Raw genomic sequence first — 22,732 nt, forward strand, 5'->3', positions numbered from 1 at the left:
TAACTATTGCGATACAAATGCAAGGCGCCTATACTAAATGTGAACATACGATGAATGCGGAGGCCGTTATGAAAATTTATATCATTCGACATGCAGAACCGGACTACCCCAATAATACCATCACTCCGCCAGGACATCTTGAAGCCCAAGCGTTAGCAGAGCGTCTATGTGGAACAAAGATCGATCGGATCTACCATTCTCCGCTAGGCAGGGCTATACATACAATGCAGTACACCGCAGATGCGATGGGCATTCAACCGACCTTATTGCCATGGACTGCAGAACTTGAGGGCTGGAACTTCGTGCATCCAAATGGAAAAACTGAAGTTGCCTGGAATGTCGATAACTCATGGATTCGTCAGCATCAACCCTATCCCTCCAGTGAGAATTGGCATCAACTGCCACCTTTCAATGTGCCGGATTTTCATGACAAATACGAAGAGATTCGCCGCAATTCTGATCGATTCTTTGAAGAAAATGGCTATCAACGTGAAGGTGGCCGCTATCGAATTAAGGCATCTAACAGGGACACCATTGCTGTATTCTGCCATCTCGGCTTTGGCTTAGCTTGGTTGTCTCATCTTCTTGAGCTTCCTTTGCCGATGGTCTGGGCAGGTTTCTGGATCGCACCAAGTTCGGTAACGACGATTGTCATGGAGGAACGTGCACATGGCTGGGCTGCTCCGCGATGCTATGGCGTAGGCGATGTTGGACATCTCTATCAAGCTAATCTTCCCCTCAGCCGTGCTGGGCTGCTGGCAGACAACATTGATTAATAAAAAAGAAAGAGGCTATTCTACAAATAGAATAGCCTCTTCCCCACACCCACCATTATCGATGCCAAACAATTTCAATGTCTAGCTCCTCCAGGATATGACCGCACGCAATCTCGTATACGTTATTCCCTACTGCGATTACCTGATGCTCCTCTCCATTGGCCAAGACGTGCGATGGAACAACCTCCGAATGAAAAGCAAATCTTCCGCCTTCTCGTAGTCGAATCAGCTCACTTCCTTGCTTCCGCCACTGCTTCAGGATCGCATGTGAGGAGGCATATTTATTAAGTAACCCTAGTGGCGTTACCTCGTTCTTCATCTCAACAAGCAGAAATAGCTTACATGCTTCTGGCTGTAGCGTGAACGCAAAACACTCCCCCGGTTCCAATATCTTAACTTCTTGAGAGAAATGTTCAAAAAGAACGACACGTTTATCTGCAAGTGTCGGTATGTCCATCGTGGAAATTGTTCCTTCTTGCTCAATACGTTCTTCCCCAATATGAAAGGCTGCAACGATCCCTGCTTCTCCTGCATAATTCCACAGTTTAAGCGGGATAGGCTCACGTATCGGATCTTTGGTCAAACAGTCAAGCGTAGGAACAGCAGTTCGTCCACACCGAATCAGCTTACCATCACTATAGATTAACGGCAAAAGCTTTGTCGGATCGGTTTGACCGAGTGGATCACTGATATAGACAGGCCCGCCGTTTATGGCTCGAAGCACGGCATTCTGATGATCGTCATGATTGATCGTCCAGAACATATCCCAATCCCCCCAATAGAAGGAACCATGATAGTAGGAATTGTAGGCATTTTGTATCGCATGCTCCCGAAATCCATTCGGGCTCTTCGGCATGAAGTCATCACTATTGCGCGACACCGCAGATGTTGGACGATGCCAAATGTTTTCTGCCGCCATGCCCATGCAGTTAATCATCGTGCGATTGAAATGCAGCGCAACCGAAGCTTCTATGGCTTGATGTGCCGCCGAAGCGGAAGCGCCGACAGAACGTTCAAATTGCAGGAAGTTGTTAATTGCCGCTTGACTGTCCACCTTAACGAAATCAATGCCTTGTCTGCGAAGGTACCCGTGCCAAGCATGCCAGAAACCGAAGCCCAAGGCTGGGTCAGGATAAGGAATAAGACTTCCATCTGCTGTCTTGTATAGATAATTCCCAAGTGATTTGGCAAGGGTACTGTCCGCATCGATGCCGCCCCAATACCCAACGATGGTATGCCAGACGCCGACCCATTTCACACCATGTTTTTCTTTGAGCTGAGCTACCGTAGCCGCGAGACCCTCTGGAAATTTATCTGGATTCGCGTCAAAAGCCTGCAGCTTGCCACCCGTTTCAGTAGACCAGCCATCATCAATCATCATCCAACGCACAGGCAGACCAACACGATTAAACTCCTCAGCTTTGGCCAATACCCCTTGCTCATCAACCTTTTGGTAAAAAGCATCCCAACTGCACCAGCCCAAATAATCTAGCACTTCAGGATACGTTTTGTGCTCACGTGGAAGGACTGGATAGTCCAATTCCATCAGTGCAGCTTCCGTTGTTCGATCTGCCAACGTGTACGGCTCCTTGCCAACTCCCAGTACGAACGCCAGCGTCTCTTGATGCTGTAAGCCTCCTTGATAAGAAGACAGAATCACGGATAAACCTTGATCATGAGCGCCTCCGCCTCCTTGAAGATCGGTACGGCAGACAGGTCCACAAACAGGCAATAATCGATAGTAAGCTGCATCAGACTGCCAAAGCAACGAAATCGTTTGAGCCGGAAGTTTTGTCAGATCAGATTCAAAGTGAGGTCGTGTCCACCAGGCATTATGCTGATAATTCGCCATCAAACTGGTCAATCCCACGATCTCATCCAGAGTAATGCGGATACTTGCTTTGGCTGAGAAGGACTTTTTCCGCACGAATGGATTCTTCGTAATGATCCGTCCATTAACAAATCCAAGAACTACATCATCGTAACACCGTAAAGTAAATGACACATTGACGTTGCCGCCGTCATCGAATTTCAAGGTATGTTCCTCGTACGCTCCAAGCTTGTTAACACCATGCGTTGTCTCACTGTCTTGATAAGCCAGTCTCTTGGGCGCTTCGTTGTCCAAAGATACGGTTACGCCGAAGCCGCTGAGCACGGGCAGACCCGAATTCTCTTCCAAGCTTAGCGCGGATACAAGTAAAGTCGAATCCTTATAAGTAAACATCGTTGTCCACTTCCTGATCGTTTATTAGCATTGAATGGCCATGATAGAGAGGATATCCATCTCTACCTTGGCCATTCGTGTATGCGCACTATCCATTTAATTCCATACAAACCTTGTTAACACCTTTTCATGAATAACAAACTTCGCATGCGCTCATTAAATTTACATTTATTACCATATATTTATTCTAAAGTGACCAGATCAGTTAATGCCGTCATATCAGTGAGATTATCCCAAATGAATGCTTTAAGTGTGTATCCTTCCACCGATTCTGGCATGGTCATCGATACCGTTAGCGTCGTATTGTCATACTTGTTCAACACAACCTCTTGCGTCTTGGTTTCCACAATGCCAGTTGGTGCTTGCAAGGAGACAATCAGTGTCGCATTCAAATGCTTATCGGTAGAATTAATGATTCTCGATGATACCGTAATCGTGCCAGTCGTCAGAGTGGTTATTTCCTGACCACTGGCATCCGTGAACAACGGTGTCTCCACAGACTGCTTCGGTCCGACGATCACCTCAACCGAGTTGCTTTCGATGATGTTGCCGTTATAGCTGAATTTGGCATGGAAACGAGTCACACCTTCGGAAATCCCTTTCACGAATCCACCGTTAACAACAGCAACTGTCGGATCATCAACAATATAGGACAACTCCGTGGAATCCGTTGGCAACTCGACCATCTGACCCTCATGATCTGTGCCTGTCACAGAGAATTTCGTGGATTCCTCAAAGCGCAGCTGCAGCTTCGAAGTGAACAGCTGAATGTTGGCGATATCCTCCAAGCCGAAGCCCTCCAGATAAACGAGCTTAATCGCATCCGCTGCGACCTCGCCAGTTGCCCCATCGCTCAGTTGAATGTAGCCTGAAGTACCTGCACTGAAACTATGAATACCGAGCTGATTCCAAGTGCCTCCCCTTACCGGTCTTTGATCGGCTGTATAGGTTTTCGATCCTGTTGCCGAGGTGACCGTGTACTTCGCATTCCCCGCCCTCGATGAACCACCGTCCGGCAGATAGTAATACACGGCGTAAAAACCAGGGATTGTAACCTGCGGTGTCCATTTGACTGAGTTTGTTCCTGATCCTGCTGCAATCCTCACAAAGTTGTTATTATAAGAATTGGTTCCTGTTGAAGCTGTCCAAGTGCCGACTTTAACGGCCTGTGTATCGTCGACAATGATGGACTTCCGTGTTTTTACGGAAATACTTGCGCTTGACTCGGAGGAATTCCAATTCCTGTCTTTAGCCACCACATAGAGATTGTAATCTGTATCTGGTGTGAGTCCTGTGACCGTAGCTTCATTGCTGGCGATCACAGAGGTGAGCAGTTGATTGTTCGCTGCATTATAAATATCCGCATCCAGGTCCACGCCATTTTCTGAAGCTGCCCATGTCAAAGTTACGGTCGAGTCTTGGTAATCTTTAACGGCTACCGTGGTTGGTTTGGCTGGAGCAATCGTGTCGTTAATTGCGGTAGACGAATCTTCGAACGCTCCGATATCTGGCGATCCTCTGTAAATTGGATTGTTCCAGAAGTCCCTTCCTCCGTTGTTCGCGACCACAGCACCTGCGCCAATCAACGGCGAATCCGGCTTCAGCTTATAACCATCCACCGTGTTGTAACCATCTACGCCTTTACCTGGATCCACAAAGCCTGGATCGCCGACGACGTTATTCTTTCCTTGCGTCGGTGCGGCTTTGCCATAGAAAGCGTTGGATAGGAATTTGGGCCCAGTCGGATACGTTTCTGTGATAGGCGTTGGCCCTGTAACATAGAAAACGTTGTTCATAAACGTGGCATTCGAATTATTTTTCATTTGGAACCCGATACCGAGATCATTATAGAAAATGTTGTTATAATAGATTCCCGGATCGTTAATATTCAACGTATAGCTATGCCATCCGTCACGCTTATCGTTCTGACTGATGTTGTAGCGGAGGATGTTAATACCGCCTTTCAACTGACCCATATCCATAAAGAAACCGCCTGCATTGTCATGGGTATAGTTGTATTGGAAAATATGGTCGCCTCGCGTGGCCAGATCCGTATCAAATGCTGCGGAATCCGAATCGGCTTTGATCTCCGCACGCGTACGACCTACTTCGTTAAATTGCACCAGCGCCCGGTCGGTTCTCCAAACCCAGATGCCCGCAATCCATTTGATACCGGGAGCATAAGCACCGGCATCCAAACTGATATTATGCTCAATCAATGGATTAGATGAAACCCCTACAATGATGCCGTCTGCACCCGTATTGGACACCGTGTTGCCTCTAATCGTGACGTTTTTGTTAAAATACGCGACATCATTGGAGAAGGCTGTAATATTAACCCCGATGACCGCCAGATCATGAATATAATTGTTCTCCAGCGTCAAACCGTCAATATATGCTTTGGGCTTACCGGTTTCGAATTCCCAAGCTTCGATTTGAATGCCGGCGTTCGCATTTTTGTTAACCCCTTTATCCTTACCATCGGTAGTCGTGGTCGTCGCTTCACCTGTCAAATTCATCCCTGTGACATCATGGATATCCATATTACGAATCGTAATATCATTCATAGGTCCATTGTGAAATGACTTAATCCAGATCCCGCTTCTTCTGTAAAAACCTGTTTTGTAATCATCTGGTGCCGCTGGATTAAAATTCGTTAACTCCAAGTCCTGCAAGGTGATATATTGAATGTTTTCCAGATCGATCGCTGCATAAGCGGCATTGGCATTAATGACAGGTGCGGGACCCTCTCCATATTTACCTACAACAATGGGATTGCCCTCTGCCCCTGAGCTTTTCAACTTCAGTGAGCCCGACCAGGAACCGCCAGACTTGAACAAGATATGATCACCAGGTTGAAAATTGGTCTTATTATTTACTTTGGTTATGCTCTTCCAAGCTGTCGTTTCACTGGTTCCGTTATTACTGTCACTTCCGCCTACGGCGTCAATATAGTAGGTAACTCCGTCAGCATAGGCACGGTTAACAGGACCGACAGTTCCCCATACGCTAAGCAGCATAATTGCTGCCATGGCGATGGAAATCATCTGTACAAATTGACGTTTTACATTCATAGTTACCCTCCTCATGGACGCTGCAGCTCGAGAACAGCATAACTGCCAAATCGCCAAAGCCCCGCTTCATTATAACCATTACTGTTCTTGCCACCGAGGTAAAGCAATAAGCCATTCTCCGTAATGTAGTATAGATTTGCTTTCTTCATATCCGCATTGGCTTTGAGCTTCAGACGAAGAGTGATAGGCGCAACAAGTTGTGTAATCTTACGGGTCTTGCCTGATGAGTTCGTCAGTGTCAAATTGAAATTGTAAACTTCGCTATCCATTTTCACTGTACTCTTGTAAGTTTGCTGGATCTGCTGCTGCAATTGATTTGCAGCGGTATCCGCGAGTGGCGTAAAGCTGAGTGTTGCTACAGCATCCTTCCACTCTGTTCCTAGCGTGAATGCGGCTACTTCCATAAAAACTTCCGGAGGGATAATCATGCTGAGCTTATCAGACTTAATTTCAAACTTTTTCTTACCAATGCTGCTGTAAGCTCGCCCTGGAAAGCTGACTTGAGTCACATCGGAATTAACGGTGATACTCGTATTATTTTTTAGAAAATCCGCTGACAAAACAACGGGACTAGATGGAGTTTCAGGTCCAGAACCGCCCGTAGATGTGGTGTCTGCCACTTGCAGCGTCAACGCAGAAGCATCGCCTGCACTAAACTCGAAAGATATCGTCACGCTGCCTACGGACAATGTTGTGAGGTACGTCTTAGATAGAACCACACGACTTCCGTTCAAGACATAGTCTGTACCCGCAGCAAGCAGGTAAGTTCCATTCTTGATCGCCGTCAGCGTGTTCCCATTCAAGGTCATATCAACGTTCACGTCCCCTTGCTTAGACACGTTCTTGTCAAACGAAGCCGTAAGCGGGGAAATCGTCGAAATCCCATCACCAACCGTAAAGGCTGCTGTTTGCGGAACTTGGATACCTTGACCGCCAACTTTGACGGTGTACGATCCTTTTCGATTCACCAAACCGCTCAAATCGAACACGAACGCAAAGTTACCATCTTCGTCGCTCATCGTTTGATCCAACGTGATTGTAGTACCTGTTGCATCTTGCATCGCCATCGTTACATACTTATCCTGAACATGATTGGTTTGCCCGCTCACCGTTACGAATTGCGCGCTAGGATCAACAACAGCAGACAATTGCATTTCCGAAGGTGGAGGTGACGCTGGCTCAAACGCTATCTTGCCAAAGTTTCCTCTTACCTTTTTGTTTTGCTCGCCGTTAATCGTCCAACCCCATTGTCCACGGCTGGCAAAGCCTCCGTCACTTAGGAAAGCGTTCAGTATGAATGGTTTGCCAGTCCACGGCTGAGACAAACCTAATGCGTGTAGCGGTATGGCGGCTTCCATCGTATATCCTTTGCCATCGGTATCCTTCTTCAACTCCATGAAGACGGACGGTTTAGAATTTACGCCATTCATGGACATGTAGGATTGATAACCAAAATCAATCCCACTTCCGAGTACCAGCTGAATATCTGTAGGAAGCATTGTACCCTTTTTGTCCGGATATAGGGAATAATCGAGGTCTTCAGCGCCCATAAACAATTCCAGCACGTCGCCATTCCAAATGCCAGTTCCTGTTTTGGTGTTGATCATTGGTGTCGGATCTTTAATCTTAGCTCCGAGATACAGTTTTCTCTCATCGTATTTGAAATAAATGTCCGCACTGTGCTTATCCCCATTATTATCGGTTACGCCTGCAATGCGCAGCAGTTCACTACCAGCCCATTCTCCTGTCGGATTACCGTCTGAATCGGTGTCAACCACACCATCTAAAACGATTTCTCCTGATGCTTGTTTGATCACTATGTCGGTATCAATCAGAGTTACAGGTACTTCTGCCCCATAGCCAAATGCCATCTTCGTCAAGTAAGGGAAACCGTTGGCTATATTTCCAACGAGCTTGACTCTTACGAATTTCACGCCTGGCGGCAAATAATTGGCTTGCAGAACATCCGGAATGCTGTTATTCGCTAATGATCCGAAAGCTGGATGCTTGTAAACACCTGCGATATTGTAAACTGTGAAATCGGTGCCATTGGTCGAAGTCCAGATCTCCATGGCTTGACTGCTCGGCACATTGCCGAAATAATAGCCTTCGACGTAAGCATTTTTGAAATCCTTGCCAGCTGGAGCTGCATACGTCATCATCGAAGCAACCGTCGGATCCTTGCGTTTAATATAGGAAGTGGTGCCGAAAGTTCGAATATCCGCTATATTCGTCGGAGTGACTACTTGTAGATTAATCGTATCGCTCCCCGCAGTGTACATGGCGAAACTGGATGCATCATCAATCAGATAACCACCCAATGGCGCTGACGTTGATAGAGAACTCTCTAACGTGATTTGATCAATTCTGAAATCATTTGCTGTTGCTGTATCTCCATAAAATCCGGATTGTGGCAAAATGACGCGGAGATATTGGGTTCCCGGAGTAATAGGTTCAGCCGTCGAGTATGTTGCTTTCACATACTGAACACCGGATGTCATGAGTTCAGGACGAAGCTTGCGAAGCAGGGTCACTTTTTTGCCGTTTTCAAAAGTACCTGTCTGACTGTTATACACGGCTTCATACACGGACAGTTCATTTTGAACCGTAAAGTTCAGCGTCCATTTGTTATAAGTGACTTCCATATCCAACGACTTAAAGTCGTTCGTACCAGCATAGTACGACAAATCGCCAGCTACGCCAACCGCACCGCCACTGTTTATGGTCGTTCCTTTGTAACTAAACACTTTTGAGAAATTAGTCAAATCATCCACAAACCGATTAGAGCTGTCAAAGCTAATCGTATTGCCGATCACCGTTCCAGCCTGTGGGGAAGTAGGTGGCTGCGATACATATACGCCAGTGCTTACCACATGCGACCCGGTTGTCGTCCCTTGCTGTGCTATCGGTGTCACACCGAAAAATAAGAATTTGCCTATATCTTCCGACACAATGGTATAGTCAGCATTCACGGCATTCGTAATAGCTGTTCTATCCGAACCATTTGCTTGTGTGCCCCGATACCACTTGTAGACCGACGCTCCTTCAGGATCCGATTCCGCATCACTGAAGATATAGTTGCCAGTTAACGTATTCCCAAGTGTAGGCGTACCATATACATTTAATGTCACTGCAGTTGGAGCTTGGTTTGTTGGTACCCCTCCACTTTCTTTAACAATGACGATATCGTCCACTGCGGTTGTCCCCGACTGCAGCCGATACGAAGAAAACGAAAACTGAGAAACTTCGGTCGCAGTCGGCGTGTAAAGTGCGATATTGGCAGCTGAAGAAACCGGTACTCCATCAATCGCTACACTATATTTCTTGGCAACCATATCAACATCCACATGAATGTTGTACCACTGATTCGCCACGATGCCCGCTTTTACGGTCGTCTTCCCATTTGCACCCGATCTGCGCGAAATCGTGTTGTTGTAGAATAACAACTCGACCACTTTTTCATCATTCGCATTTTTCAAGGCAAAGAAGTAACCTTCGAATCCTGTGCTGGTTGTACTAGTCTTAGCTTGCAAATCTACACTGAATGACGTGGTGATGGGGGAAGTAAAATTATAGTAAGCCGTGTTTGCCGTACTATTACTATTTTCTGTCGTGGACAATGAGCGGTTGCCATATGTATCTGCCACAACACTGACTAAATTGGGACTTGCTGAAGCAACCCATCCCGCAGGAACTTGGCCAACAGTTGTATTTTCAAAGTCTTCTGATAAAACGGTTACAGTTGCTGCCTCGGCCTCTTGTGTTGATAAAGGAATCATGCTGAATAAGAGCGCTGCCAATGTAAACATGGTTACTAGTTTTCTCATTCTGCCACCTCGTCATTATCTCGAATTTCCGTACTGTTCGAGCAATACTTTAGCTGTAACGGACTTTAACACCTCGTTATTCACAATTAGCTCCGCATGGCTGACGTGATCCTGAAGGAAATGCTCGAAAGCTTGATCACCTAGTTTCTGGGGATAGCCAACCTGCTGTTCCTCGCTTTTTCAAATGTAATTTTCTCACCTCCAAGTGAAATCGTTTTCAGTTCACCCACATATTAACAGTTGTAAATTCCCCCCGACTATATGATTACATGACATTAACATCGAATTTGTAACCTCTTGTACAATGTCAGCATCGAACTAGATGAATTCAAAGTGAAACGCAAAGCGGATACGCTGCGCATTTTCGATAACATCTCGTTTGAGTTTAAAATCTAAGGCATAGAAGTTAACTTCCCTGCCAAAATGGTTCATAAAGTTCAGTTGCTCCACACTCGGGTTCAGTAATTCATTATCAAACTGAATGACTAACCTATAGCGGGTGCCCTCCAGCTCGACTCCCCCTTGCTCATGTATCTTAGGCTCCATGGCACAAATAAACCGTTCCTTCACCGAGTTTATGCCTTCAGTAAACACGAATTGATCCTCAAGTTGAAGTCTTGGAGGATTGCAATCTTTCTGCCACGTCCAACTACGTTCAAATGCGTGTAAATTCAATTGTCCGTAAGTATCTTTCAACTCCAATGTAAACCGGTCACACTCGAGACCGATATCCGCCTCAAGCACCTTGGCCTTAATCTCTTTGCCCGTTAGCTGAAGTTCATGATTAATCATGGGAATGGAATGTCCCTGCGCTCCATTGCCTATAAACGTGTATCGAGCTGGACTAAAATACTGCTTGGTATAGAGACCAGCGCCCATATCGGCAAGAAACGTTTCTTCATCTGCAGTCAAAATAAAATGACCGATATCATTATGATTATGTGGCTCATCATTGTAACCGCCTTTTGCAGCGAAGCAAAAGGTGCCATTCGGTTGGTGAACACGTGAAATCACCCATTGTGCATCGGGCAAATAATAAGAAGCTTCCTCCCAGTCCGTTCCTTTGAGGTTCGCGTCAAACCAAATCAACTTACGCAGAGCTGGTGCAAAACGTCCGCAATGATCATAAATCAACTTGCCCTCAAAGCTGTAAGCAGGGATATGCATGTCAGGTACTCTTCTGGCCCATTCGTGGGTAAGTCCGATATTCACATCCGCTTCATCTTGCGAATCAGAGAAGTTGACGGTCTTTCTCCCTGTCAAAAAACATTTTTGCTGAAATAACGCGATTTCTTTCACTTTGGGATGATCAAAAAGATTAATGCCTCCAGCGGTCCTGCGTTCTAGGAGTTGTGCAGCATACGTATAAAATCCAAAGCCATAACTCCAATACATATAGCCTTCCAAGCACGCACCATCTTCTCCAAAACCTTCAAGAAAGAGGTCAAGAATCGGCAAGGCTTTGGCTAGTACCAAGGCAAGTTCCTGCGAATCTTCAATTAAATAAATCGCAGCTGCAGCAATCGATCCCGCACAGACTGCCGCCCAATTATTACGCACAGCTTCCCAAAAATAAGCATTATTCAAATAGGGAATAAAGACTCGGCGATATATTTCTCGATAAATACGACCTCGTACAGCCTCCGGCCACCAATCACCTGTAAGCTGCAGGATCTCTGCTAACGTAAACGCAGTTTCCGCTGCGAAGAGATCAATTTCTAACGCGGGATCATGATTACCCATATGGGGATCAAGAACGGACTGCCTTATCGCTACATGGCCTGGCATGTTCTCAAAGTGTGCGGGCACACACCAAGAAAACTCGTTGCAGATCGCCCACACGATATCTAGCAACCCATCCCGATAATCTTCGCGCTCAGGCCATAGCCAACTCAATAACCCTAATGCGGCTAATCTTTGCCTCCGATGGAAATAATCTACCTCATACGTCTTGCGGTTTCCATCTTCCCATATTCTACGGAAAAGCGACCATGCCAGATCGGGGATCGGCGTTTGCAAAAATCGATCCCCTTCTCCAACTAATTGTTCTAGATATGGTAAATAAGCAGCATCGGTAAGGATTCGCTTGCGAACTTGTTGGCTGTCTTCATGTAACAGCCATGAATCTGCCCCCGTTCGGATAATACCTAGATGCTCAATAATTTCCTCTACTTTCATGCAGATAACCTCTCCTCCTCTGGCAGCCGAATATTTCTTCCTGCACCAAGCCCTGCCCATAAGAACACGATGATAGCTACGAAAAGTACACTCAGCGGCATACGCCAGCCTCCGCTCAAATCATGCAGCCAGCCGAATAATGCGGGCCCTGTACAAGCAAGCGTATACCCGATAGATTGTGCCATGCCGGATATTTCAGCTGCCTGACGTGCGCTGTTCGTTCGCAAATTAAAGAACATCATCGTCAGGCTAAAGGCGAAACCAGCCGCACTGCCAATTAATGCCCCTCCTAGGGCAAGGAGCACAGCATGATTCATAAATAAGCAAATAACTCCCCCAATAGACATGGCGGCACTCGTCAACGCTAGCACGCGTTGATTTTTAACCTTAACTGCAATCAAAGGCACAACAAAATTAAAAGGCAGCCCAGCAAATTGCATCAAAGCAACCATCACACCAGAGGTGCCTGCCCCAACTCCGCGCTCTGCTGCAATATCAGGCAGCCAAGCCATAACCACGTAGAAAAAGAAGGATTGCAGACCCAAATACAACGTAATTTGCCAGGACAGTTTATATCGCCATAAAGATATACGTTTACTTTTTGAACTTGGATTACCCGCTTGTGTTACCTGCCGACGAGCTCGCATGCAATACATCCAATAGGAGGCAGTTATGATGGCAAGGAATCCCCATAAGGCCAACGTTTTCTCCCATCCCCAACCTAATGATCTGGCAATGGGGATACTTGTGGCGGAAGCAATAGATCCTGTTAGATTCATCGAGACGGTGTAGATGCCTGTCATAAATCCAAGTCGGTCAGGAAAATAACGATTCAGCAAAGATGGCAGCAAGACGTTGCCCACAGCAATACCCATGCCAGCCATTGTCGTGCCGACAAGCAGCAGACTTACGCCCGACCATGGCCTCAGCAACAGACCTGACGCCAGCAGGAATAGTGCCGCCAACACCACTCTTTCTAGACCAAAGCGATTGGCGAGACGTGGCGACAGGATAGAAAATGCTGCAAATGCCATCAGAGGCAGCGTTGTTAATGTCCCTGCCACAAGATGGGATAAGTTCAACTTTTGACTAATCGATTCCAGCAACGGGCTAATGGACGTTAATGGCGCCCGCAAATTTGAGGCAATGAGTACAATGGCAATGACCATGGCTAGTTTACTTTTCTCAATTTTCCACATGCAGCTCACCCTTACTCAAAATAAACGGCTACGCCGTCCTTCAAGGACGGGAGCGTTTATGGAGAAATATAGTCAAATTATGATGTGAAACATATAAATTCTACTATTTTAAATGGGAACGGCCCCGATTATCGGAGCCGTCCTTGTATTCATTATTTTTTGTTAGCTGCTGCCCATGCATCCAGCTGTGTTTGAACTTCTTTGTTAATTTTATCCATACCCGCTGCTTTCAACTTCTCAACCATCTTAGGCAAGTATTCTACAGGGTCTAATGTACCTGTGATCAAACCAGGGTAGAACTCAGCTAATGCATTAGTGTAAGCACTGATTTCATTTTTCACATTTTCATTGTTGAAAATAAAGCCAATGCCCTTCGCTTCTTCCCCGTCTGTATTAAATTTATTGTATTTATCCCATTTTTGCGGATCTTCGTTTGTCCAGAGATAATCATTAAATTGATTACCGAACATGTAAGGCGCTCCGAGCGAATATCCGGAAGTTTGCGCTGTCACACCCTGCGGGAAGTCAATCGTATTCGCGTCTTTCTTCACAAAGTGCTTGCCTTCAAGCCCGAATGCAATCATATTGAGCAATGTTTTATCCGAATACAACAGATTCAGGAACATCATGACACGTTCTGGATTTTTGGACGTACGGGAAATCGACAACATATTTCCAAGTACACTGCCTGTTGTAATCAGTGGCTTCGTGAACTCAACTTGAACCCATTTTTGACCGCTCGCTTGTGTTACTTCCATATCTTTTCCAGGTTTCAATGTTTCAGGGAAAGCGAACACTTTACCTGAACGGTACGTACCTGCGAAATCAGTCAGCGTAGCAGCATCTTTGTTAATGTAGCCGGCTTTGTACCATTTATTCGCCAGCTTCAACATATCCATATAGCGTGGATCACTGTATAGGTCAACTAGCTTCAAGTCTTTGTTGTTACGATCCAAGACACCCAGATTTGTTGCACTGGAGCTTGCCCCATAAAAATTAGCTTCTTGCACAGCGATGAATAGCGCATTGCCCTTGCTGCTTAAGAACGGAATCATCCCCGGCTCATTCTTCTTAATGACATCAAAGAACGGCTCCATATCTTCTGGTTTTTTCACAGTACTGAGATCAAATTTATACTTATCCACTAAATCTTTGCGTACCAAGAAACCTTTATTGGCAGCAAATTCCTTGTTAGTTGGCATACCATACGTGACACCGTTATACTTAATCCCGTTCATCACTTTAGGATTCACAATTTTCACTGCATCTTGCCCATATTTGGCTATCAAGTCATCAAGCGGAATGATCGATTTGTTTTGGATTTTGCCAACCCAGTTATCCCATGATGTCGTCCACGTAATATCAAACACTTCGTTGGACGCATATTTCAAATTCATTTTATCCGCCCAACTACCCCAATCAATGACCTGCATATCGAGTGTTACATTAATCTTGTCTTTCAAATACTTGCTGATCTCCGCATTCACAAGCTCTTGATCTTTCTGTGGCACACCAGGAACGAACATCTTAATCGTGTACGGATCTAGCTTTGGCTGAGCTGCGGCGGAAGCAGTCGGAGTTGTGCTTGTAGCGGGTGCTGGGGTGCTAGTGCTGGTGCTAGACGTACCTGAGGAGCAGGCGCTGAGCACAAGGCTTGCGGTTAGGGTGAACCCTAGGGCAGCGCCAATTCTAGTGCGAATCGATTTCATTTTTTAACCCTCCATTTAGTTCGTATTTATGAATGTGCTCTATGCTCGACCGGCACGATAGCCGGATGAAGCCTACCCTTTTACTGCGCCAACCGTTAAACCTTTCACAAAATATTTCTGGAAGAATGGATACGCAAGGACAATCGGCCCCATCCCAATGATCGCCATCGCCATCCGGGCTGTTTCGCTTGGAAGTTTGGCAGTCTGATCGCTTATTCCGCTATCCACAGCGATGGTAGTTAGATATTGCAAGTTTCGCAGCGCTTTATACATCATATATTGAATCGAAATCAGCTTATCTGAATTCAAAAATACCAAGGAATTGAACCAATCATTCCAGTAGCTTAGCGTATAGAACAGGCCGATGGTCGCCAGCACTGGCAGCGATAACGGAAGAACGATTTGTGTAAAAATCCGGATCTCACCAGCTCCATCAATCTTTGCTGACTCTAGGATGGACGGATGAATGCTAGTCGTAAAAAACGTCCGCATGATTATTACATAAAAGGCACCTAACAAATGATTGGGTACAATTAATGCCCAAATGGTGTCCCGCAGATCGATGAAGTTCGTATACACGAGATACCAAGGTACCAACCCACCGCCGAAAATCATCGTGAAGAAGACGAAAAAGGAGAAGAAATTTCGAAACGAAAAATCTTGCCGGGATAACGGATACGCGACCAAGGCTGTAATCGTGAGCGCAATGACTGTTCCGAATACCGTCACGAAGATCGTAATCATATACGAATTGAGGATCGGTCCGAGATCTCGTAATAGATACTCATACGCAGACCAGCTGAATACACGCGGGATGACATTATAGCCGTACAGGTAAATCGTATCCTGATCCGTCAGCGAAACGCCCAACACAACGAGCACTGGAAAAATACAAGCAGCTGAGAACAGCAGGAAGAACAGGTGCAATACAAATTCAGTCGGTCTTTTAATGGCATTGATTTCGCGCTTCCGCCTTGTTAGCGAAAGTCTGCTACCCTGTGGTGGAGCTTGTGAGGCTACAGTCAACTTCTGAACAGTTTCTTTCATTTCGACTCCTCCTAGAACAATGCATTCTCTTTATCGATTTTACGCACCACATAATTCGTGGTCAGCACAAGAACAAACCCTACGAAAGCTTGATATAAACCAGCTGCTGAGGACATCCCAATGTCTCCGAGCGTAAGAAGTGCGCGATACACATACGTATCAATAACTTGTGTGGCCGAGTAAAGCGCCCCCGAATCCAGCGGTACCTGATAGAATAAACCAAAATCCGCATTGAAAATTTTACCAACCTGCAAGAGCATCAAGATGATGAGCACGGGACGAATAAGCGGAATCGTAATGCGTGTAATCTGCTGCCATTTGCTCGCACCGTCGATGTGCGCTGCTTCGTAGTACTCATTATCGATACCGATGATCGCTGCCAAGTATACGATACTGTAGTAGCCAACAGACTTCCATATGTTCACGAGCGGGAGTATATATGGCCAGTACTTGACCTCGCTATACCAGGATATCGCAGGAAATCCGAGCGGTTCTAGCAATGATTTGTTAATAAAGCCATACTCACTATTTAACAAAGAATACCCCAGATAGCTGACCACGATCATGGACAGGAAGTACGGCAGAAACATGACGCTTTGATAAAATCGTGCTGCAAGCCGCACTCTCAACTCATTCAGCGCAATGGCAAACCCAACGGGAATGACGAGATGGAGTAAAATAAACAACGCATTATAAAGCACTGTGTTTCGCGTAATGAGCCAAATATCCTTCGTCGCGAACAAGAATTTGAAGTTATCGAATCCAACCCAATCGCTGCCGAGAATCCCTTTGGAGTAGTCGATGTGCTTAAAAGCAATGACGACACCGAACATGGGCAAGTAGTTGTTTAAAATTAGATACAGGACGCCAGGCAGAAGCAGCAGAAGCAGCGCCTTGTCTTTCCTCACATTTCGCAAAAATCGTACGAACATATTCGGTGACTTTAGATTCATGTTATTGCCTTTCATGCGTTTGTCACACCTTTCACTTAATTCCTATACTCCTAGTATACTGTCGTTTTGTGACTCTCTCTATCGGGTAGCGTGACTCTTATCTCGATTTTATGACTGCTTTATACCACATACTTAACACTAATATCGTAAAAAGGTTTGGCATGATGCCAAACCTTCTGCAGGATGTGTGCCTATTTCAATTCTAGATTTTGGAATCGTTTACGGAACTCCACTGGTGAGATGCCTACCTTCTTCTTAAAGGCTTGCCCAAAATGCGAGTAATTCTCATAGCCAATCTCCTCGCAGATATCAACTATTTTCAGAGTCGATTCCGTCAGCAGGATTTTCGCCCGATCCATCTTCGCATTAATGATGAAGTCAATCAAGGACTGACCTGTTTCCCGCTTAAATATCCGTGACAGATAAGCGGAATTTAGGTAAATGTAACCGGCGGCCTTTTCCCGTGTAACGTCTTTTAAGTTGGCTTTGATGAAATGCTTTGTCTTCTCAATAATTTGAGAGCTTTCATTTTTTTGGGATTCCAGATAACGCGATCCCGTATCGATGATTTTCTCCGCCCATGTCTTCAATTGGGAAATCGAACGAATGGCATTTAATTCTCCGCTGCGTTCTCGAAGTCCTGACCACTCTTTCACCGAAAAGCCGTTCTTATGCGCAACATGATAGATCATATAAACTAGTGCATGATACAGGGCACTTGCCGACTCCGTATCCGCACCACCCTCCTGCATTCCAGCAAATAATTGATCTAACCGCTTTAAGAGCTCTGTTTTATTACCTGTTTCAAAAAGAATAACCCAGTCCGACCACGGGATGACGAACGGATGTTTACTAGCATTGTTAGATCGTACCGATTGGTTCAGCTGCTGAACAGATAGCGGATTGGACAAATTCTCTTGCTCCATTTCGATCAAACGATGGTACACCTCTGTTAACTCTTGGAACGGTACCGCATGCCCTATATAGCAGGAAACCGTACAGTAAAAATAACGCGTGCAGGCATCAGCGAACGTACGGCAAGCCTCAGCCAATACTTCAGGTTTCGACGACTGTTCAGGTGACTCATAGACAAGTGCAAATAAAATGCCATTCTCATCTTTGATAATGTCCCCGGCAAAGCCGCCTAGAAGGATCTCAGATGCTGCGTTGCGAATCGCATATTCCAACGTATCCTCATCACGTAAGCTGAACTCCTTGTGCCACTGCTCAATACTGATGAGAATTGGCAAGATTTGCGAGTCGGTCTTTAACGGCAAATTGACCGCTTGTAGATTGCTCGCCTCCGGAATAATTCGGCCTGACAGCAGATTCTGCCAATACCGTTCAACAACGACCGACTTCTGGCGTTCCCATAAGGTCCGGTATTTCTTGCTCGTTTCCACCATTTGCGCTGCATTTTTGTTTTCATTGATCTTCTCAATCGCATTGTTTATCGTTAGGACAAGCTCTTCTGTTTTGACAGGCTTAAGCAAATATTCGAAGCTGCCTAATTGTACGGCTTTTTTCGCATAGGAGAATTCGGCATGTCCGGTTAAGAAGATGGTTTCCACTTCGGGATAATGATCATTGACCCATTCAATTAGCTCCAAGCCGCTCATGCCAGGCATTTCAATATCACAAATGATTAAATCAATGGAATGCGCTTTCAATATTGCCATCGCTTCTTTTCCGCCCATGGCCTGATACACTTCTTCAAATCCAAGTGCCGCAAAATCAACAGACCTTATCATGGCACGCAGTACGTACACCTCATCATCAACGATCATCAGCTTTGCCATCTTCTTCCTCCTCCATTTCATGAAATGCCCCAATTGCCGGAATAATCAGACGAACAATAGCGCCATTCGGCTCACCCAGCAAGAAGGTTACCTCCGCCTGATAGCCAAAAGCCATACGCATCCTCCTGTACACATTCCAAATGCCCATATGAGTGCCTGTTCCATCTCCAAACTTTTTCTGATTGAACGTTAACAATACTTCTGGTGTGAAGCCTACGCCGTTATCACGAATGAGAATTTCCAGACAGTTCGGATCTTCTTGGCAACTACCCGCGGAGATTTCGATATGGAACGGCTTGCTCCCCTCTTCCATTCCGTGAATAACCGCGTTCTCGACAAAGGGTTGGATCATCAAGGGAAGAATCATCGTACGAGAGAACTGTTCCGGCAGATCAATGTTATACGTAATTTTCTCCGGAAAACGAAGCATTTGAATTTCCAGATAATTGCGGATATGCCGTACTTCTTCATCGATAGTAATCGTATCCCGATGCGATCTTGTTATAAATCGGAAATAATCCGCTAGATGCTCCGTCATCTTTTTGATCAGATCGTTCTCCCCCAGCGTAGAAAGACTGTTAATAATATTCAGGGAGTTGAGATAAAAATGTGGATTAATCTGAGCTTGCAAATGTTTAAATTCAGATTGCTGCGCTTTCAACATCTCTTCGTACACGTTAATTTTGAGATGGCTAATTTGAGACACCATATGATTAAAAGTTGTGATCAGAAAATTTAGTTCCTCGGTCTCCGCTTCCTTTAATCCGATTTCCATGTCCCCTTTTACGACCCGCCGCATGCCCATAATTAATGAATTCATGGGACTGAACAGCATTTTACGCAAATAATGGGAGTAAAAGATAAAGATAACAATAACACCAAGAGGAATGAGATAGATAACTCCTTGAAAAAATGGCAGACGCTGCAGCAGCGATTTCTCTGGAATCATGGCCGCCAGTCGAAGTGGTGCCTGTTGGAAGTCCGTACTGACAAGCAGGTAATCCTTATGGTCAGCTGGATTTTCAAAAACTTGAAAAGCACGTGGATTGCTTATCAGTTTTCGGTTAACCGCTGTCATCGTTTCAGGTGACATCACGGATTTCGTCAAAGGTTCTCCCGACTGATCTAGCAGAATCGCCTCCCACCTCTCACCATAATCCAAACCGCGCAGAGGTCGCATCAGGTCCTCCAACAGGATGACAGCCCCGATATATAGCCCATCACTCGATTGCGCAACACGAACCAGATACCTCTTTTCCCAATACCGAAGGACAATCCAATTACTGAATGTTTGTCCGTTGACCTTCTCTCGCACGTAAGCGCCCAACAATTCTTTCAGATCGTTCGTGTCCGCGAACGAGGAACGAGAAAATATAAAATCCTCGTTTTTGACGGAATAAGCAAAGAATGAATGGAAATTCTCGAAAGCGGAACTTCCCGAGGTAAGTTCATTATGGATTTTGATTTTAGCAAGCGTATAATCTCCGTTCGTTTCTGGCAGTGATGCCATATCCAGATAGGCCGATTTGGTATCGGATGTGACAATCTGTTGTAACAGATAGTGCGTGATTTCCTCTAGCGTACGATCAATTTGTGTAATATGTATCGCGAGTACATTGCTAGTAGATTGCGACACTTCCTCTCGAACAATTTTGATAGCGTAGTAGTTTTCATAATACAGAAAGAGCACCAAAGGTGTAATAATGACTAAGAAACTGCGGATCAAACCAATACGAAGAGTTGGCTTTTTCATTGTTTTCCACCCGTCATGAAAAATATGGATATAAAAATAAGGTACTCTGTTATGAGCACCTTGCTTTCTTCGATATGATCATACCACGCACTTTAGGTTTATCGTCAAGTAGGAATAACAAGAAGAGTATCTTTATACAGTTTCGGGTGCAAGCCCATCTAAATGACTAATACAATTATACTTTAAGCATTCCCAACGGCTGTTGATATGTTGTAATGTGGTTACAGACGTATTGTGTATGTGTTCTTCGATGTTCTCATGTGGGATCAAATCCATTAGTGTCAGACTAAGTAAGGCACCGTGACTGACGATTAAGACCTTCTTATTCGGATGTCTCTCAATCACATCCTGGATGAAACTCACACCGCGGGCAGCAATTTGCTGATGTGTTTCGACCCCTAAATCCAATTGGGACCAGTCTTCCCCCCATTTGGCCACACGCTCTTCAAGTGTTGTTCCTTCGATCTGTCCACAAAACATTTCACGTAAGCGTTGATCCGTTGTCACTTCCATTTGCTTCACATTTGCAATATATGTTGCCGTTTCGTGAGCACGACCCAAATCACTAGCATAGATGTAATCCCAATCCTCATCTTTCATTCTATCGGACAGTAATTCGGCTTGTTTACGCCCAAACGCGTTGAGTGGAATATCCGTTTGTCCCTGTACGCGCTTCTCTGTGTTCCAATCAGTTAACCCATGTCGTATAAGTCCGACAACCGTCATGCTATTCATCCTCCAAATCATCATCATCGTTAGATTCTTTTACTGAACCTCATTTTATATTCCATGCACAGTAAAATATACCTGCCTATGAGACAAAATGACAAAAAAACAAAGCCATTATTTGGGCTTAATAAACATAAGAAATACGGCTGCTGCGTCCTCGGAAAGTCAGAATCTAAAAAAGGATGCGAATATACATCTTTTTCCACTAGAAAAGGCGTAGTCTAATAGCAAAGATGCAATTATGCATCATTTTCCACCATATTTACCCTTTTTATGGAATATCGGTAAAAAAGGATGTATTTTCGTAGCAATTCCTCGATAAACGGTCTATTCTCCTAAAAAAGATGTATTTTTGCAGTTCTCTGCTCATAGCGAGATGCTGAATGGAAACCCAAATAGGGGTAAGCGCTACTTACCCCAAAACATATAAATTCTTAGTATGTTAAAAAAACTGGAGGTCTCCAGCTTTTTCTCATGCTAAAGAAATTGTTCCACACCTGACTCTGCCGCTTGATACACGGCTTCTAGAGCCTCAATCACACTTCGCGCATAGACAGGCGGACAACTCGTTTCGCTTTTCGAGGCAATTGCGCTCAATAGATCCTTATACTGCAGCTCGAATGGCGTATCCATCGGTGGCACACTAACCTGTTCGTAAACGCCGCCTCGGCTCATCCACAAACTAACGCCCGTTACTAGCTTCAGCATGCCTGCTGTACCGATAATCTCCGTTTCATTGCGAGTAGCTCCCGGATAGCCAGACTGTGCAATCGTTGCAGGCAGACCAGACTCTAACTCTAAGTAGATGACGCCGCTTCCTTCTACATTTCCTCTTTTGCCATGATGACTCACTTTTGCGCTCACTTTACGAACTTGACTCTCCATCAACCACTGTATTTTATCGATCGAATGGGTACCTAAGTTGGCTAGAATCCCGCCACCCGATTTGTCCTTTTCAAGAAACCACTGTGGACGTGTGTCTTGGAAATAATTCAGATGCCGAACATCATTGATCATCACGACCTCACCAATTTCGCCACTTTCAATGATTCGCTTCGCTTGAATATTCTCCGATATATAATGCTGCGTATGCCCGACTAAGATACGAATATCGGCTTTCGTTGCAGCAGCCATGATTTCATCACATTCCGCTACAGATAGCGCCATTGGCTTCTCAAGCATCAAGTGACACCCATGTTCAGCTGCGAAAATGGCTGTTTCTCTATGCAGAAAATGCGGTAAAGCAATAACCACGACATCCGGTCGTTCTTGTCGAATCAGTTCTTGATAATCTCGATAGGCTTGAATGCCATAGGCGTCAGCAATAGCTTGTGCTCTCTCCAATTGAATATCCGCGACAGCGCAGGCAACGAATCCCTCGGTTCGTCGAATCGCATCAAAATGCTGACCAGCAATGGCGCCCGCGCCTAAAACAGCTACCTTTAGATCTACTATTCCCATCGT

13 protein-coding genes are annotated in these 22,732 nt (G+C 45.3%); 1 reads left to right on the forward strand and 12 read right to left on the reverse strand.

The window, feature by feature from the left end:
* The first annotated feature begins 68 nt into the window (after positions 1-68).
* Positions 69-776 carry a histidine phosphatase family protein gene (locus AC58QT_RS05960; protein WP_497408161.1) on the forward strand — a complete coding sequence of 236 codons (708 nt, stop codon included), beginning with the start codon at positions 69-71 and terminating at the stop codon, positions 774-776.
* Between the two features lie 55 nt (positions 777-831).
* On the opposite strand, the gene AC58QT_RS05965 is transcribed toward AC58QT_RS05960, so the two are convergent.
* The 12 genes from AC58QT_RS05965 to AC58QT_RS06020 all read right to left on the reverse strand — a co-directional run bounded on the left by AC58QT_RS05965 (position 832) and on the right by AC58QT_RS06020 (position 22,729).
* Positions 832-3,000: a Sip1-related alpha-galactosidase gene (locus tag AC58QT_RS05965; protein ID WP_497408162.1), complete on the reverse strand. Its 2,169-nt coding sequence runs from the start codon at positions 2,998-3,000 to the stop codon at positions 832-834.
* 182 nt (positions 3,001-3,182) lie between these two features.
* Positions 3,183-6,074 carry a golvesin C-terminal-like domain-containing protein gene (locus tag AC58QT_RS05970; protein WP_497408163.1) on the reverse strand — a complete coding sequence of 964 codons (2,892 nt, stop codon included), beginning with the start codon at positions 6,072-6,074 and terminating at the stop codon, positions 3,183-3,185.
* A gap of 11 nt (positions 6,075-6,085) precedes the next feature.
* Positions 6,086-9,901, reverse strand: a complete 3,816-nt coding sequence (locus AC58QT_RS05975; RefSeq protein ID WP_497408164.1) for a X2-like carbohydrate binding domain-containing protein — start codon at positions 9,899-9,901, stop codon at positions 6,086-6,088.
* A 318-nt stretch (positions 9,902-10,219) separates the two neighbouring features.
* Positions 10,220-12,079, reverse strand: coding sequence for a hypothetical protein (locus AC58QT_RS05980; protein WP_497408165.1), 1,860 nt, complete (start codon positions 12,077-12,079; stop codon positions 10,220-10,222).
* Positions 12,076-13,278, reverse strand: a complete 1,203-nt coding sequence (locus tag AC58QT_RS05985; RefSeq protein ID WP_497408166.1) for a CynX/NimT family MFS transporter — start codon at positions 13,276-13,278, stop codon at positions 12,076-12,078. Before AC58QT_RS05985 ends, AC58QT_RS05980 begins: the two co-directional genes overlap by 4 nt.
* Positions 13,279-13,430: 152 nt before the next feature.
* Complete coding sequence (locus AC58QT_RS05990) at positions 13,431-14,987, reverse strand: ABC transporter substrate-binding protein (RefSeq protein ID WP_497408167.1); 1,557 nt, start codon at positions 14,985-14,987, stop codon at positions 13,431-13,433.
* A gap of 72 nt (positions 14,988-15,059) precedes the next feature.
* Positions 15,060-16,034, reverse strand: a complete 975-nt coding sequence (locus AC58QT_RS05995) for a carbohydrate ABC transporter permease (protein ID WP_497288918.1) — start codon at positions 16,032-16,034, stop codon at positions 15,060-15,062.
* 11 nt (positions 16,035-16,045) lie between these two features.
* Entirely contained in the window at positions 16,046-17,002 is a 957-nt protein-coding gene (locus AC58QT_RS06000; protein ID WP_497408168.1) for an ABC transporter permease, read from the reverse strand.
* 176 nt (positions 17,003-17,178) lie between these two features.
* The gene (locus AC58QT_RS06005; protein ID WP_497408169.1) at positions 17,179-18,786 is read right to left on the reverse strand and encodes a response regulator transcription factor; all 1,608 of its coding nucleotides are present in this window, start codon (positions 18,784-18,786) and stop codon (positions 17,179-17,181) included.
* A complete protein-coding gene (locus AC58QT_RS06010) occupies positions 18,764-20,539 on the reverse strand; it encodes a sensor histidine kinase (protein ID WP_497408170.1) in 1,776 nt (591 codons plus the stop codon). Before AC58QT_RS06010 ends, AC58QT_RS06005 begins: the two co-directional genes overlap by 23 nt.
* A 132-nt stretch (positions 20,540-20,671) precedes the next feature.
* Positions 20,672-21,265 (reverse strand): histidine phosphatase family protein, encoded by a 594-nt coding sequence (locus AC58QT_RS06015; protein WP_497408171.1) that lies wholly within the window; start codon positions 21,263-21,265, stop codon positions 20,672-20,674.
* 480 nt (positions 21,266-21,745) lie between these two features.
* On the reverse strand, positions 21,746-22,729 hold the full coding sequence (locus AC58QT_RS06020; protein WP_497408172.1) for a Gfo/Idh/MocA family protein: 984 nt from the start codon (positions 22,727-22,729) through the stop codon (positions 21,746-21,748).
* Between the last annotated feature and the right edge of the window lie 3 nt (positions 22,730-22,732).

The organism is Paenibacillus sp. J31R109 (genome assembly GCF_059692055.1).